The organism is Xylocopilactobacillus apis (genome assembly GCF_033095965.1).
Lineage (GTDB): Bacteria > Bacillota > Bacilli > Lactobacillales > Lactobacillaceae > Xylocopilactobacillus > Xylocopilactobacillus apis.
This window is the reverse complement of record NZ_AP026801.1, coordinates 1451729-1466230: the sequence shown is the minus strand read 5'-3', so window position 1 is coordinate 1466230 and position 14502 is coordinate 1451729. Positions and strand designations below refer to the sequence as shown.

General features: G+C 36.8%; 16 protein-coding genes and 1 pseudogene. 9 read left to right on the top strand and 8 right to left on the bottom strand.

Translation table 11 applies throughout. The annotated features are described in order from the left end of the window. Positions 1-198: 198 nt before the first annotated feature. The 8 genes from R8749_RS06980 to R8749_RS06945 all read right to left on the bottom strand — a co-directional run bounded on the left by R8749_RS06980 (position 199) and on the right by R8749_RS06945 (position 6656). Positions 199-1455, bottom strand: coding sequence for an FAD-binding oxidoreductase (locus tag R8749_RS06980; RefSeq protein WP_317695351.1), 1257 nt, complete (start codon positions 1453-1455; stop codon positions 199-201). Position 1456: 1 nt separating this feature from the next. Then, the gene (locus R8749_RS06975; protein WP_317695349.1) at positions 1457-2149 is read right to left on the bottom strand and encodes a flavodoxin; all 693 of its coding nucleotides are present in this window, start codon (positions 2147-2149) and stop codon (positions 1457-1459) included. Between the two features lie 171 nt (positions 2150-2320). Further along, on the bottom strand, positions 2321-2641 hold the full coding sequence (locus R8749_RS06970; protein ID WP_317695347.1) for a carboxymuconolactone decarboxylase family protein: 321 nt from the start codon (positions 2639-2641) through the stop codon (positions 2321-2323). Between the two features lies 1 nt (position 2642). After that, positions 2643-3662 (bottom strand): aldo/keto reductase, encoded by a 1020-nt coding sequence (locus tag R8749_RS06965; protein WP_317695344.1) that lies wholly within the window; start codon positions 3660-3662, stop codon positions 2643-2645. Then, on the bottom strand, positions 3659-4348 hold the full coding sequence (locus R8749_RS06960) for a carboxymuconolactone decarboxylase family protein (protein WP_317695341.1): 690 nt from the start codon (positions 4346-4348) through the stop codon (positions 3659-3661). The genes R8749_RS06965 and R8749_RS06960 overlap by 4 nt, the downstream gene beginning before the upstream one ends. After that, complete coding sequence (locus R8749_RS06955) at positions 4341-5279, bottom strand: amidohydrolase family protein (protein ID WP_317695339.1); 939 nt, start codon at positions 5277-5279, stop codon at positions 4341-4343. Before R8749_RS06955 ends, R8749_RS06960 begins: the two co-directional genes overlap by 8 nt. After that, the gene (locus tag R8749_RS06950; RefSeq protein WP_317695336.1) at positions 5267-5914 is read right to left on the bottom strand and encodes an NAD(P)H-binding protein; all 648 of its coding nucleotides are present in this window, start codon (positions 5912-5914) and stop codon (positions 5267-5269) included. Before R8749_RS06950 ends, R8749_RS06955 begins: the two co-directional genes overlap by 13 nt. Before the next feature lies 1 nt (position 5915). Further along, positions 5916-6656 carry an SDR family oxidoreductase gene (locus R8749_RS06945; RefSeq protein ID WP_317695334.1) on the bottom strand — a complete coding sequence of 247 codons (741 nt, stop codon included), beginning with the start codon at positions 6654-6656 and terminating at the stop codon, positions 5916-5918. 109 nt (positions 6657-6765) lie between these two features. Here R8749_RS06945 and R8749_RS06940 point away from each other — a divergent pair, with 109 nt between their 5' ends. From R8749_RS06940 to R8749_RS06900, 9 genes and pseudogenes are all read left to right on the top strand, one after another. Continuing rightward, on the top strand, positions 6766-7644 hold the full coding sequence (locus tag R8749_RS06940; RefSeq protein WP_317695332.1) for a LysR family transcriptional regulator: 879 nt from the start codon (positions 6766-6768) through the stop codon (positions 7642-7644). Between the two features lie 214 nt (positions 7645-7858). Further along, the gene (locus R8749_RS06935; protein ID WP_317695330.1) at positions 7859-8746 is read left to right on the top strand and encodes a LysR family transcriptional regulator; all 888 of its coding nucleotides are present in this window, start codon (positions 7859-7861) and stop codon (positions 8744-8746) included. A gap of 99 nt (positions 8747-8845) precedes the next feature. Continuing rightward, positions 8846-9679, top strand: a complete 834-nt coding sequence (locus R8749_RS06930) for an SDR family oxidoreductase (RefSeq protein WP_317695328.1) — start codon at positions 8846-8848, stop codon at positions 9677-9679. Between the two features lie 49 nt (positions 9680-9728). Continuing rightward, a pseudogene (locus R8749_RS06925) lies at positions 9729-11096 on the top strand (NAD-dependent succinate-semialdehyde dehydrogenase). A 150-nt stretch (positions 11097-11246) separates the two neighbouring features. Beyond that, positions 11247-12023 (top strand): carboxymuconolactone decarboxylase family protein, encoded by a 777-nt coding sequence (locus tag R8749_RS06920; RefSeq protein ID WP_317695326.1) that lies wholly within the window; start codon positions 11247-11249, stop codon positions 12021-12023. Further along, on the top strand, positions 12010-12387 hold the full coding sequence (locus tag R8749_RS06915) for a nuclear transport factor 2 family protein (protein ID WP_317695324.1): 378 nt from the start codon (positions 12010-12012) through the stop codon (positions 12385-12387). Before R8749_RS06920 ends, R8749_RS06915 begins: the two co-directional genes overlap by 14 nt. Before the next feature lie 13 nt (positions 12388-12400). After that, positions 12401-13009 carry an NAD(P)H-binding protein gene (locus R8749_RS06910; protein ID WP_317695322.1) on the top strand — a complete coding sequence of 203 codons (609 nt, stop codon included), beginning with the start codon at positions 12401-12403 and terminating at the stop codon, positions 13007-13009. 2 nt (positions 13010-13011) lie between these two features. Further along, the gene (locus R8749_RS06905; RefSeq protein ID WP_317695320.1) at positions 13012-13668 is read left to right on the top strand and encodes an NAD(P)H-binding protein; all 657 of its coding nucleotides are present in this window, start codon (positions 13012-13014) and stop codon (positions 13666-13668) included. Between the two features lie 11 nt (positions 13669-13679). Next, the gene (locus R8749_RS06900) at positions 13680-14501 is read left to right on the top strand and encodes an SDR family oxidoreductase (protein WP_317695318.1); all 822 of its coding nucleotides are present in this window, start codon (positions 13680-13682) and stop codon (positions 14499-14501) included. Position 14502: the final 1 nt, after the last annotated feature.

The window sequence follows — 14502 nt, the reverse complement described above, 5'->3', positions numbered from 1 at the left end:
AGGTAAAGAAAGTCTCTAGAAGCATGATGAAAAATTTAATAAAAATAAATCACTGCAAATTATTAAGTTAAGTTGGATATTTATAAATTGATTAAGTTGATTGCAATTGTTTAAGATACATTCACTAATTGTTCTTTAGAATCATTTTCATTGAAGACTGCTTCTTCAATTCTTTGAAAAAGATACATTTTTTCTCCTCTACATGGTGATTCTCTCATCGAGAATATGATCACGAGCTACGCCTTTTTTACTAAGAATTTTACGAGTGCTTAAAACACCAGTACTGGGACCGACAATTACAAATAACGCCTGGTCAAATTCAGAATGACTAATTAATTTATTTAATTGTTCAAGATTAAAATGACCGATCTGATGATGGTAGATAAGATTATTGTTAGTCATTTTGGTGAGTTCTTCATCGTAGTACAAATCGGACTTTTGATGAACGCACCAAAGAATTTTGATGGGATGAGTATAATTAAACTTTTGAGCAAGACTTAAAAGAGGTGAGATGCCGGTTCCCATTCCAATGAAAACCATTTTTATATTCGGATGCCTTTTAATTGTCGGTGCAAAATGCCCGAACGGACCTTCTAATTCAACTTGATCTTGTAGATTTAATTGAGACAATTTCTTCGTGTCATCGCCAAGAACGCGGATGGTAAATAATACTTTACCTTTATCATTACTGGGTTCAGTCACCGAAAATGGTCGCGCTTCTTTAACCGTCTTACTTTTTAAAAAGTAAAAATCGCCAGCTTGATAATTTTTAAAGGGTTTTTCTAATTTTAAATTTAGCTGAAACGTCGTTTCATTAAGCCATGCCTTTTTAGTAACAATTGCTTTAGTTTGTTTAGGAAATAAAAGATTCCATAAATACCAGCCTAAAATGCCGAAAGTGTAGAGATCAAACAATGTCATAAATACAAAGTGAGCATTGATTCGGCCGATTAAATGGACGTGCAGCCAAATTAAGATAATGGCAATGAGGTTTAATCGATGAAGCCAGATGGTAATCTGATGTTTGAAAACATGTTCAAGGAATCTTTTTAACTTTGCAATAATTCTAAAACGGTCAACTAACCAGCCGGAAAGAAAAATAACTGCATAAATCATACTGCCAAGACTAAGATACCATGCCCAGTCACCGGTTAAATGGATTAGCTGCCCCATTGTAATTAAATTATGACGATGTAAAAAAGCGAGAGCGAGTGAACCAACTCCTAATATTCCATGCAAAAAATAAAGAGATGGCATACTCATTCTTTGAACCAGCCAATTTGGTCTGGTCGAAAGAAAAGTTGCAGATAACCACCAGCAATAGGCAGTAATTCCTGCGTCATAATAAATGAAATTTAAAAAGTTACCGGTTATTGCTTGGTTGAACAAGAAAATTAAAGGTAAGGGAAAGCAAAAGACTGCAAGATAAACTGCAGTTTTTTGTGAAAATTTCATTTTAGTAACCAATTGATTTCAGCCAAGAATTGACTTTGTTTTTAGCCCCGGCTGCTTCAGACCCAGCGATCTCAAATCCTTCAAGGAATTTTGACTTTGGAGCAGCCTTCTTCAAGATTTCAATGCTGTCGCCAAAACCTGACCCAGCATTTGTATCAAAAGGGACCACCTTTTTGTTTTTTAGATCAACTTGTTCGAGAAATGTAAGAACAATCATTGGTGGTTCACTCCACCAAATTGGATATCCGATAAAAATCGTTTCATATTTTGAAACATCCGGCATCTTATTTTTAATTTTCGGCCGATCATTGCTCTGTTGTTCTTTTTGAGCCTGAGCAGTGGTAGCATCATAAGTTTTTGGGTAATCTTTGGCAGGTACTATTTCATAAAGATCACCGCCGGTTCTTTCAGCAATAAAATTAGCAATTCGATGAGTATTACCAATTTTAAGGTTTGATCCGCCATAATTTTGACCGGTCCGAGAAAAGAAGACGATCAAAGGTTTGTTGCTTTCGGTCGGTGTTTTTTTGCTTGTTTGACTGGCAGAACTGCTCGAGCTGTTTGAGCTATTAGAACTGCTTTTTGAGATCGATTGTGTTTGAGGCCGAGCTTGTTGGTGCTGATAGATATTCCAGCCGATGATTACTGCACAAACTCCCACAATTGCAGCGATAATTCCAATTTTTTGATTCATTTTTGAACTCCTGTTTTTTGATTATTTGGTTAATATTTGCCATTAAAACTAAAGATAATAGTCTTAATTTTATTTATACATTTTCAAATAACCAATTCAAAAAAGGGGTTTATTTATTAGTTTTACTTATTAGTAATAAAAAACGCAGAAAAAATTCTGTGTTTTCAACGCTTAATCTTTAAAAATCTCTTTAGCCAAACTAAATGCTGACCACGCTTTCGGCCAACCGGCGTAAAAAGATAAATGGGTGATTAATTCAACCATTTCGTCTTTGGTGACCCCGTTTTCCTTTGCAATCTTCATATGAGCTTCTAGTTGAGGGGAAAGTCCTTGAGACATTAAGCTCGCACAAGTGATCATGCTTCGGTCACGAGCAGATAATTTATCTTCTCTTGACCACACTTCTCCAAATAACACATCATCATTTAATTCAGCAAATTTAGGAGCAAAATCTCCTAATTGTTCGCGTCCTGCAGTTTGTTTTTTTGCCATTTTATCTTCTCCTTTTATCTTGTAAAGTCTTGGTCGTTGGGGTTAGCGGCCCAACTAATCGATGCGTCTGATATGGTTCAGCAAGATAATTTAAATCATCTGCTGTTAATTTCAGATCAACTGCTTTAGCCGCACTAGCGAGATGATCTGGGTTAGTTGCTCCCATGATCGGAGCAGCCATCTGAGGTTGATGTAAAAGCCAAGCGAGGGCAACTTGAACTTGAGGGACATTGTACTTAGCGGCAATTTCGCCGACCCTTTTGACAATTGGTAAATCAAGCTCTTTATCGGCATCGTATTTGCCCTTTGCAACGGTATCAGTTTGATATCTTAAAGTATCACCACTCCATTGACGGGTTAAGCGCCCGGATGCTAAAGGACTGTAGGGGGTTAACGCAATGTCCTGATCTTGACAATATGGAATCATTTCCCGTTCTTCCTCGCGGTAAAGGAGGTTATAGTGGTTCTGCATCGAAATAAATTTAGTCCAATTGTGTTTTTCAGCAACGTTTTGCGCCTGTTCTAACTGCCAAGCAAACATCGCTGATGCACCTAAGTAACGAACTTTTCCGGTTTTAACTAAATCATGTAGCGCTTCCATTGTTTCTTCGATTGGAGTGTTATAATCCCAACGATGAATAATGTATAGGTCAACATAATCCATTTTTAGCCGCTTTAAACTTTGGTCAATCTGATACATGATTGCCTTACGGGAAAGGCCGTGTTGGTTCGGTTCATTACCAGGTGTGTAGAAGACCTTCGTAGCGACAACGATTTGGTCTCGTTTAGCTAATTTATTAAGAGCATTTCCGAGATATTCTTCGCTGTCACCATGAGAATAGATATTAGCTGTATCAAAAAAGTTGATTCCGAGATCTAATGCTTTAGCGACTACTGCTTCACTTTTTTGTTGATCGATCGCCCAAGGGAACATGCCCGATTCAGGTCGGCCAAACCCCATTGTTCCTAGACAAATTCTTGAGACATCGAGACCACTATGGCCTAATTTGGTATATTTCATTTTGTTTCTCCTAACTCAACAGCAGATTTGTGAATTACTTGGGCGCTGTTGACTACAAAAGGGAATCCAACATAAGGCAGAAGTTGAATAACCGACCATATCAGTTCACTTTCAGAGTTTCCAGCCTTAAGACTGCCCCGAGCGTGGGCTTTGATTTGAAAATCGACATTTAAAGCAATTAGTCCTAGTAAGCCGTAGCGTTCCCGGTCTTTGACTGATAAAGCTTCTCGACCGTAAAAATCGTTAAAGAAATGTTCTGTTAAGGCTTCAGGAATAAAATTGCCTGACTGATCTGGTAAATCATGAAGGAGGTTTTTGATTTCAGTTCCATAAATTTTGGCTTGGACTTTGGCGCCAAATTCAGGATCTTCATCAATAGTTATTTTTTTTAATTCAATGTTTTCTTCATCGAAAGCCTTTTGGACTTCGATTAAAGATTTTTGAACTCTTAAAATTCCAGTCCCTGGAGCGAGCTGATAAATTACTTCGACAATTACTTCCGGTTTAATCCCAGCTGCCAGAGTTTTTTTAGTTTGTTCTTTGATTGAGGTAGTAACACCTTGAACCGTTCCGGCAATTAAAGGGATGAGGAACCGATCGTTTTTAAGATGTACTGCACAATGAGTGTCGACGTCTTTTACCCAAGAAGAGATGACTTCTTGAAAATCAGCTTCGATATTATTCATTAGTTATTCCTTTCTGCATTTGCTTCCAATTTTGATGAAAAATCTTTTCTAAATCATTTTCTTTTAAGTTTGTCTGCGTTAGAGCATCTTCAATGGTTTTGGTTGCGCCAATTGGCGGAATCCCGAGTGGTGCATCGGTGCCGAATAAAACATGGTCAATGCCAAAGAAATCAACCGTTAGTTCCAAAGCTTTGGGATTACCTAAAAGAGCAGTGTCAACAAAGAATTTTTTGAAATCTTGATAATTCTGTTCGTTTTGGGTGTAACGAATTCTTTCGGCAAAAAAAGGAACCATCGCGCCTGCGTGATGAACAATAATTTTTAAATTAGGATATTGTTCAAAATATTGAGCCTGCACGATTGAGTTCATCGCAATGGTTAACTCATATTCCCAACTAAAAGTTACATTATTGTCAGGTTTTCGTTTATCAAACACCGGGTGAAGCCAAATTGGTTTGTTAATTTGATTCATTAACTCAAAAATTGGCTGATAAGCAGGGTTGGTGATGGAATGACCCAAAGCGCGAGTAAATAATTGAATACCCGCAAAAGTCGAATCTTTAGCAACATCTTCTTCAATTATTTGACATGCGCCATCAATATTATTCATTGGAATCATCGCCACTGCTTGTGGAAAATATTCTTGGTACTGACTAACTATGCTTTTTAACTCGGTATTAGCTTGGCGGCATAAATTTAATGATTCAGCTGGTCCAACATAATCTTCGGGATTTAAGTTAACTACTGAAATAATTTCTTGATGGCCTTTTGCAATGGTATCTACCCGTTTTTGTAAATTGGACAAAAGCGGATGTTCCATCCAGGCGTTTTCTTTAAGTGCATCCGGCACAATTTCTAACATTTTATTCTTAAAAAGCGGCGGCAGAACATGAGCAAAAACATCAATAAATTGTTCCATTAATTTAACCATGATGGGTGATCCCCATCAGTACCGGGTTTATTAATTCCAACGCTGGTATTTGGGTAAAGGGTTGGATCCTTAATTAGTTTGACTACAAAATCAGCCACGCTTTTACGTGATACTTCGGTACCTTTAAAATGTTCATTTCTTGAAGTAATCTCGTAATTGATCTCATCTTTATCTGTCAGCCAAGCCGGTCTAAATTCAGTAGTATTGATTTGATCTTCGTTTTCAATGAGTTCGTGGGACTCACGAAATCCTGGTAAATAGGGGGCGATTGCCTGTTCATTCCAAGTACCAAATTTACCAGGAACCTCATATAAAGCACCAAGTGCACTATAAAATAACAAGCGATTACAATCAGATTCTTTCATTGATTCAAGTATTTGTTTAGTTGAGGCAGCCAAATCAATGCCCCCAATGTTAGAATAAACTAGATCAACATTCCTCATTGCCCGTTGTAAAGTCGAACGATCTTGGACATCTCCGTCAATGATCGAAATTTTTGGTTGAGTCTGATATTTTGATAAACGAGTAGAGTTACGTAAATACAATTTAAGATTGTAAGAGGTTTCCTCTAATAATCGTTGGGTAACAATTTGAGCGGTTGCTCCGTTTGCCCCTAAAATTAAAATTGTTTTCATTTTAATCTCCTTGACCCAAAGGTCTTACTAAAATTTCATTAACATTAACATGTTGAGGAGTATCAATGGCGTATAGCAGAGCTTCTGCGACATCTTCAGGTTTAAGTGAACTATCGTCATTTTCGTGCCATGATTCAATTAAACCATTGGCCATCACTGGATCTGGATTACTGCGATATAGTTCAGTATCAGAAGCGCCTGGAGAAATAATAGTAGTTTTAATGCCGTTAGAATGTTCTTCTTTTCTTAAACCGTCCATGATTGCGCGAACAGCAAATTTTGTCCCGCAATAAACGGCATAACCAGGAAATACAACATGACCTGCTACTGAATCAGTTGTTATAATCTGTCCTGATCCTTGTTTATGCATAACAGGAATTACAGCAGAGATCCCATTTAATACGCCCATCACATTGGTTTGAATCATTGATTCCCACTCGTCATGATGATTAGCACTTAAATTGGCAATGGGCATAATTCCTGCATTATTGAAAAGCACGTCAATTCGGCCAAAAGTATTTACTGCTAAATCAATTAAACTTTGAACTGAATTTTGTTCACGCACGTCAGTTTTTTGAAAAATTGCCTGTTTTTCAAAACCTTCAGTTAATAATTGAAGCCGTTCAGTACGACGGGCGCCTAAAACTAAGTGAGCACCACTTTTTAATAATAATTTCGCACTAGCAGCGCCAATGCCGCTTGAAGCACCAGTAATGACGACAACTTTATCTTTAATTGTCATTTATTCACCTACTTTCTAATAAAAAGTTTATGGTTGATGTTAAACAATGTAAAATACTAATATCTGATTAGTAACAATGCTTATAGAGCATAGAAAAAAGGACAGACAAATGGAGCTAGAAGAATTACAAAATTTTGTCATGATTGCAGAGACCGGAAACATTACAAAAGCCGCTAAGAATCTTCATATTTCTCAACCTGCCTTATCACGTCATCTACAGTCGCTGGAAAATGAATTAGGAGTTAAGTTAGCCGACAGAGGCAGTCGGCAGCTTAGCTTAACTGATGATGGGACCTATCTTTTACAGCGGGCCAGAGAAATTCTAAGTATGGTTACCAAAACTAAAAATGATTTAAACGATCAAAAGTCAATCAGCGGGGATATTTATTTGGGTTGCGGAGAAACTCAAGCCATGCATCCAATTGCGAAGGCAATTAAATTAATGCGTTCCCGTTATCCAGAAACTCATATTCATCTCTATAGCGGCAGCGGCGACGAATTACGTTATAAGATAAAATCAGGATTTTTAGATTTTGCTTTACTAATAGATCCAACCAATACTGCTGGTTATAATTTTATTTCAATGGATTCTAAAGATACTTGGGGGATCTTAATGCATCCGACCAATCCTTTGAGCACTAAAAAAGTTATCACAGCTCAAGACGTTGAACAGATGCCAGCAATTTTTCCGCGTCAAAACTATAATTTTAGTCAAATCGAAAATTGGTTTGGTCATCCGATTCCGGCGGAACAAATTATTGGAACTTATAATTTATTGTTCAACGCAGCAGTGATGGTGGAAGAAGACGTGGGGATGGTTTACTGTATAGATCGCTTAATTAGAGTTGTTGATATTCCAAATTTAGTTTTTCGACCTCTAAGTCCTGCATTAAGTACAGAGATTAATTTTGTTTGGCGAAAAAATCGTACTTTATCTAATGCGGCTGATGCTTTTTTAAAAATAGTTCAGGAAGTGGTTAAAGGTTAAGGAGGATGGAAAAATGGCTATAGCTGCGGGATTAGTTTTGATAATTTTTAGCGTGATAGTCAATAAACGGCTCCAATACCGTAAACTAATCACGTCTGATCCCCACCAAAACATGATCAAACAAATGAGATTTTTAAAGCAATTGACCATTTTTTAACAGGAACCATTGTTTATAAGTTAGATTGAGATTTTTTTAGAAAGGGAAGCATCAATTATGTTTCAACAAATGAAGTATTTTATTTCAGTAGTTCAGCATCATAACTTTACGCGTGCTGCTGAAGAATGCAATATTTCACAATCAGCTATTTCTCAACAAATTAAAGAACTTGAGAATACAATCGGGACAAAATTAATTGAACGTAAAGGTCGGAGTTTTGAACTGACTGAAGCTGGGAAATACTTTTATCAAGAAGCACAAGAAATTGTTCGCAATGTTGATCGAGTAGTTGTTTCGACTCAAAGATTAGCAGAGCACCAAAAAGATGCGTATATTTTGAGACTTGGTTACTTAGTTAACTTTGGGGTACAGGAATTTTTGCAGGCAGTTGCTCAATTTTCAAAACAATATCCAGAAGTTAATGTTCAAATTACCAATGGGATGCATGAGACTTTATTTGGACTGCTACGAAGTGATCAGATTGATTTAAATTTTTCTGATCAACGTCGAGCACTATCAGATGAGTATAATAATGAATTTTTAACCGAAACTGACTTTATTGCGATTGTAGCTAAGGAAATTGTTCCAAAAGATCAGCTCCAAATTGATGCTGCAGAATTACGTAATTTACCATGTATTTTAATTGTTGATCCACCACAACGATCTGAAGATGAAAAATATTATCAAGAAGTCTTGGGAATAAAAAGTCAATTTAAAGTTGCTAAAACTTTTGATGAAGCTCAGCTTTTAGTGGCTGCTAATCAAGGATATTTAGTTGCTAATAGTCGAACAGCCCGTCAAATAGATCATCAAATTAATCGAGTTTTGCCTTTGTATAACGGGAATACACCTCTTCACCAAAAGTATTATGCATATTGGAAAAAGGATAACTCTGGCTATTATATTGAAACCTTTGCCGAACTTTTAAAACAACAATTTGATTGATGATAAGAAAATCTTATTAATAAATTTTGATTTTAAAATTGGTTCCCGGATTAAGAAGTTTTACGATATTTCCATAATAAACTTAGTGGAGGAACTACAATGAGTAAGACATGGTTAATTACAGGAATCAGCAGTGGGTTTGGTAAAGCTTTAACAGAACAGCTGCTTGCAAACGGAGATACAGTAATTGGAACCGTTCGTAAGGACAACAAAGACATTAGAGATTTACAAGAAAATTTTCCTGATACATTGGATGTCTCTCATCTTGATGTCACTAATCTTGATGAAATTCATCAAGTAGTGAAAGATGCATTTTCAAAACACAAACAAATTGATGTTTTAATTAACAATGCCGGATATGGACTTTTTGGAGCTGCCGAGGAATTAAGTGACGATGATGTTAATTTAATTTTAGCAACTAATTTAACGGGTTCTATTCAGATGATTCGTTCATTTATTCCATATCTTCGTAAGCAGGGTCATGGCCGTATTATTCAAATTTCATCATATGGCGGTCAGGTTGCTTACCCGGGTAATTCAATGTATCATGCAACCAAATTTGGGATTGAAGGTTTTTGTGAAGCAGTTGCCCAGGAGTTGAAACCGTTTAACATTGGTGTAACAATTATAGAACCAGGTGGTGCAAGAACTGAATTTCGTTACGGCAGTGCTCATGTTGCTAATTTAATGCCTGAATATGACCAAACTCCGACTCATGATTTTCTTAAAATGCTTGATCCAGCAAATGGTTTAGCACCTGGCGATCCTTCTAAAATGGCGAGTCGGATTATTGAAACCGTAGATCAAACCCCGGCTCCTTTGCATGTTGTCCTTGGTTCAAAAGCATTACGAGAGACAATTTTGCGTTTAACAGATAGATTACATGAATACCAGTCTGAAACAGACATGGCAGCATCTACTGATATTGAATAACGATCATAGATACAAATTCTAGTCAATTTTTTACATTGGAGGAAAAACAATGGCATATAAAACAATTTATCCTTATAGCAATGAAATTATAAAGGAATACAAAAACGCAACTGATGAAGACCTAAATAAGGCAATTACAGTTGGTCATCGGTTATATCAAGAGTGGCGTGAAGAAGAACCAAAGAGCCGCAGCAAAATTTTACAAAACATCGCAGATTTGATGAAGACAAAACGCGAAGATTTGGCAAAAGCGATGACTTACGATATGGGTAAGCTTTTGACCGAATCAGAAGGAGAAGTCGATTTATGTATCTGGATTGCTGAATATTATGCAGAACATGGGGCAGAATTATTAAAACCTGTAAAATTGGATACTAAATTAGGAGACGCTTATTATTTAAAGCAAGCTACTGGCGTGATTGTTGCAGTAGAACCTTGGAACTTTCCGCTTTATCAAGTAATGCGAGTTTTGGCTCCTAACATCATGGTCGGAAACCCGATGATTTTGAAGACAGCTTCAATTTGTCCAATGTCTGTTAAAATGTTTGCGGAACTTGTTGAAGAATCTGGTGCTCCAGCTGGAACATTAGCAAATTTGTTCTTAAATTATGATCAAGTGGCATCAGCGATTAACGATCCACGGGTTGCAGGGGTTTGCTTAACAGGCTCTGAACGCGCGGGAACCTCAATTGCTTCAACTGCTGGTAAAGCTTTGAAGAAATCTACGTTAGAATTAGGCGGCAATGACGCATTTATTATCCTAGATGATGCTAATTGGGAAGATGTAAAGAAAGTTGCTCCGCAAGCTCGTTTATACAATGCTGGACAAGTCTGTACTTCTTCAAAACGGTTTATTGTAATGGATTCGCTGTATGATCAATTTTTGGAAATGTTGAAGGATGCCTTTTCGAAAGTAAAAATGGGTGATCCGATGGATCCAGCAACAACGTTAGCACCGCTTTCTTCTAAAAGTGCCAAAGAAAAGCTCCAATCCCAGGTGGATTCAGCAATTAAAGGAGGAGCAAAGGTCTATTATGGCAATGAACCTATTGATTTGCCGGGACAATTTTTCATGCCAACCATTTTAACGGACATCGATCATGATAACCCGATCTTTAACTAAGAATTATTTGGCCCAGTTGCTTCTGTTTACCGAGTTAAAGACGAAGCTGAAGCAATTCAATTAGCCAACAATTCTAGCTATGGGTTAGGGGGTACAGTATTTTCAAGTAATCTTGAACATGCTGATCAAGTGGCAGCCCAAATTGAAACCGGCATGTCATTTATTAACGCCGGATGGTCATCAACTCCTGATATGCCGTTTGGCGGAATCAAGAACTCTGGGTATGGTCGAGAGTTAAGTGCTTTGGGAATTGAGGCTTTTGTTAATCAGCATTTGGTCATTAATCCTAAATAAAAATTAAGCTCCTAGTGCTAAGGCATCGGGGGCTTTTTTGCTGTCAAAAAATTGATAAGCAAAACTAATGGTTATTAACAATTTTTAGAATTGGTTTCAACAATTTCAAAATCTAAAATAACGGTAGTAAAAGAATAAGGAGATACAAAAATGGCAATCAGTGATCAAGCAAAAAAATATCATGAGAGAATGTTTCCAGGTTATGAATCGAAGTTTTTAAAAACCGATCCAGAATTCATTGAAAGATTTGATAATTTTGCATTTGATGAAGTTGTTAATCACGATGATCTCGATGACCGCACGCGTCTTATTTCTAATTTAGCGACCCTGATTGGTTGTCAAGGAATTGATGAATTTCAGATGATGCTTCCAGCAGCTTTAAATTTAGGAGTTACTCCAGTCGAAATAAAAGAGATCGTTTATCAAGCTGTTGCATACCTTGGAATTGGTCGAGTTTTTCCTTTTTTAAAAGCTACTAATACAATTTTTGAAAAACAAGGAATCGAACTTCCACTAGAACCGCAAGCTCAAACAACAACTGATAATCGTTTAGCAGCAGGCGAAAAAATCCAAGTTGAAATTTTGGGTGATCATATGAAAGGCTTTTGGAAATCAGGACCCAAAGAGAGTCAGCACATAAATTATTGGTTAACTGATAATTGTTTTGGAGATTATTATACTCGTAAAGGATTAAGTAAAGAACAGCGTGAAATGATTACTTTTTGTTTTTTAAGTGCACAAGGAGGCGTTGAACCCCAACTTACATCTCATGCTAAGACAAATATGAAAATAGGTAATGATAAAGAGTTTTTAATTAAAATTATTTCGCAGAATATACCATTTATTGGTTATCCAAGAAGTTTGAACACATTACGTTGTGTAAACAATGCTGCATCAGAGTTAGAGGAAGCCAATGGCAAAAACTGATGAGAAACAAATCATTGACCTTTACCGCAAGGAAAATGAAGCAATGGTTGCTAAAGATATTACAACTTTAAATAAAATTTTGGTGCCTTCAATGCACCTGCGTCATATGACAGGTTATGTTCAACCAAAATTAGAGTGGATTGACCAAATTCAAAACGGAGGATTTCAATACTTTTCATCAGTCGAAGAAAAAATTAAAGATATTAAAATAAATGATAATAATGCTAGTTTAATAGGACAGAATAAAGTTAAGGCAATTGTTAACGGTGGAGCAGTGCATACTTGGCCGCTGCAGATGAAAATGTATTTTGTTAAAGACCAAGGACGATGGTTTATAACTGATCAAGAAGCAAGTACATATTAAAGAAAGAGGATTTATGACAAAAAAAGTTTTAATTATTGGAGCGACAGGGACTGTTGGAACAGCGGTTACTAAAACGTTACTAGAAGAAACGGATGATCAATTGACGCTTTTCGCTCGTTCGGCGGCTCAGATTGATGCAAGTGATCGTAAGAAAATTATTGCAGGCGATGTTCTAAAAAATAATGATCTTGATCAAGCAATGAAAGATCAAGATGTAGTTTTAGCCGCTTTAACAGGTGACTTGGGGAAATTTGCTGAGAACATTGTTGAGGCGATGGATCGAAATCACGTTTCTCGATTAATTTTTATTTCTTCGATGGGGATCTATAATGAGATTCCAGCTTTGGTTGGAGCAAGCGGTAATCTTAGCACAAACCCAATCTTAAAAACGTATCGTGAAGCTGCCGATGTGATTGAAGGATCTGATCTAAATTATACGGTTATTCGGCCCGGATGGTTTACCAGTGGACCAGTTGAATATGAGGTTACAAGAAAGGGAGAACCCTTTGGCGGACACGATGTTTCAATTAGTTCGATTGCAGATTTAGTAAAAAAACTTGTTAGAGATAATAGCTTGTATGCAAGAGAGAGTGTTGGAATTAACACGCCAACAAAGAGGTAAAAATGAGAAAGATTGCTGTTTTAGGTGCTAATGGACAAATTGCCCGTTTATTTGAAGAACAAATATTAAATGCCCCACAATTTTCGGATGTTGAATTAACTTTATTTTTAAGAAATAAAAGTCGATTAGAAAATTTAGAGAACAACCCGCAAGTTAAGTTAATCGAGGGAGATATAAGAAATGAAGAAGAAGTTTTTGAAGCTTTAAAGGATCAGGATTTTATTTTTGTAGCGACAGTCGATCATGAATCAGATAATTCGATTACTAAAAACGTCATTCATGCAATGAAGTCAAATGGTAAAGGTCGAGTTGCGGTAGCTAATGTGCTTGGAATTTACGATGAAGTTCCTGGAGCTTTTGGCCAATGGAATGCTGAACAAATTGGTCCCAAAGGATTAGCAACAGCTCGTAATTCTGATCAGCTTCTAGCAGAATCAGGTGTTAAGTATACGACTTTACGTTTGCCGTGGCTTAATGACCGCGACGAAATTAAGTACTCAATTACAACACGAAATGAAATTTACAATGGAGTTTCAGTTTCAAGAAAAAGTGTTGCTGAGTTTATTTTAAAACTGATCGATGATCCAAATTTATATGTTAAAGAAAGTATAGGAATTGCAGATCCTGATACCCAGGGAGAAAACAGACCCGTTTATTAAAGGAGATTAAAATGAAGAAAAAAGTAATGTTAGTTGTTGGTGCTGGTCAAATTAGTATGGCGATTGCCAGAAGAATTGGCGCCGACCAAAAAATTATTTTAGGTGATAAAAATATTAACAATGCTCAAACTATTGCAAAAGTAATGGAAGAAGCTGGTTTTGATGTCGAAGCAATTGAGATGGATCTATCATCTCGTAGTTCAATTAAAAAGATGATAGATAAAGGTCAAGAATACGGTGAAATCTCAACTTTAGTTAATGGCGCAGGATTATCTCCTAGTCAGGCCTCAATTGAAGCAATTTTAAAGGTTGATTTATATGGTACCGCGGTATTGTTAGAAGAAGTAGGAAAAGTTATTGCCGAAAATGGCGTTGGGGTTACAATTACTAGTCAGTCAGGTCACCGCATGCCAGCATTAACGCCCGATGAGGATCGATTACTAGCCTTAACCCCGACTGAGGAGTTGTTGGATTTAGATCTATTAAAGCCTGAAAATGTAAAAGACACGCTTCATGCTTATCAGCTGGCTAAACGCTGCAATGAAAAACGTGTCATGGCTGAAGCTTTAAATTGGGCTAAAAGAGGAGCCAGATTAAATGCAATTGCTCCAGGAATTATTGTTACGCCATTGGCTTTAGATGAATTTAATGGCATTCGCGGTGATTTTTACAAGGAAATGTTTGCTAAATCACCTGCTGGTCGTCCAGGAATTGCCGATGAAGTGGCAAATGTGGCCCAGTTATTAATGACTTCAGCAGGTGCGTTTATTACCGGCTCAACTTTTTTAATTGATGGCGGAGCAACAGCTAACTTTTATTATGGAGATAAATAAG

Excerpts from the sequence above, each read along its gene's own strand:
- R8749_RS06980 (WP_317695351.1), bottom strand. The coding sequence starts at position 1,455 with ATGAAATTTTCACAAAAAACTGCAGTTTATCTTGCAGTCTTTTGCTTT.
- R8749_RS06975 (WP_317695349.1), bottom strand. The coding sequence starts at position 2,149 with ATGAATCAAAAAATTGGAATTATCGCTGCAATTGTGGGAGTTTGTGCA.
- R8749_RS06970 (WP_317695347.1), bottom strand. The coding sequence starts at position 2,641 with ATGGCAAAAAAACAAACTGCAGGACGCGAACAATTAGGAGATTTTGCT.
- R8749_RS06965 (WP_317695344.1), bottom strand. The coding sequence starts at position 3,662 with ATGAAATATACCAAATTAGGCCATAGTGGTCTCGATGTCTCAAGAATT.
- R8749_RS06960 (WP_317695341.1), bottom strand. The coding sequence starts at position 4,348 with ATGAATAATATCGAAGCTGATTTTCAAGAAGTCATCTCTTCTTGGGTA.
- R8749_RS06955 (WP_317695339.1), bottom strand. The coding sequence starts at position 5,279 with ATGGTTAAATTAATGGAACAATTTATTGATGTTTTTGCTCATGTTCTG.
- R8749_RS06950 (WP_317695336.1), bottom strand. The coding sequence starts at position 5,914 with ATGAAAACAATTTTAATTTTAGGGGCAAACGGAGCAACCGCTCAAATT.
- R8749_RS06945 (WP_317695334.1), bottom strand. The coding sequence starts at position 6,656 with ATGACAATTAAAGATAAAGTTGTCGTCATTACTGGTGCTTCAAGCGGC.
- R8749_RS06940 (WP_317695332.1), top strand. The coding sequence starts at position 6,766 with ATGGAGCTAGAAGAATTACAAAATTTTGTCATGATTGCAGAGACCGGA.
- R8749_RS06935 (WP_317695330.1), top strand. The coding sequence starts at position 7,859 with ATGTTTCAACAAATGAAGTATTTTATTTCAGTAGTTCAGCATCATAAC.
- R8749_RS06930 (WP_317695328.1), top strand. The coding sequence starts at position 8,846 with ATGAGTAAGACATGGTTAATTACAGGAATCAGCAGTGGGTTTGGTAAA.
- R8749_RS06920 (WP_317695326.1), top strand. The coding sequence starts at position 11,247 with ATGGCAATCAGTGATCAAGCAAAAAAATATCATGAGAGAATGTTTCCA.
- R8749_RS06915 (WP_317695324.1), top strand. The coding sequence starts at position 12,010 with ATGGCAAAAACTGATGAGAAACAAATCATTGACCTTTACCGCAAGGAA.
- R8749_RS06910 (WP_317695322.1), top strand. The coding sequence starts at position 12,401 with ATGACAAAAAAAGTTTTAATTATTGGAGCGACAGGGACTGTTGGAACA.
- R8749_RS06905 (WP_317695320.1), top strand. The coding sequence starts at position 13,012 with ATGAGAAAGATTGCTGTTTTAGGTGCTAATGGACAAATTGCCCGTTTA.
- R8749_RS06900 (WP_317695318.1), top strand. The coding sequence starts at position 13,680 with ATGAAGAAAAAAGTAATGTTAGTTGTTGGTGCTGGTCAAATTAGTATG.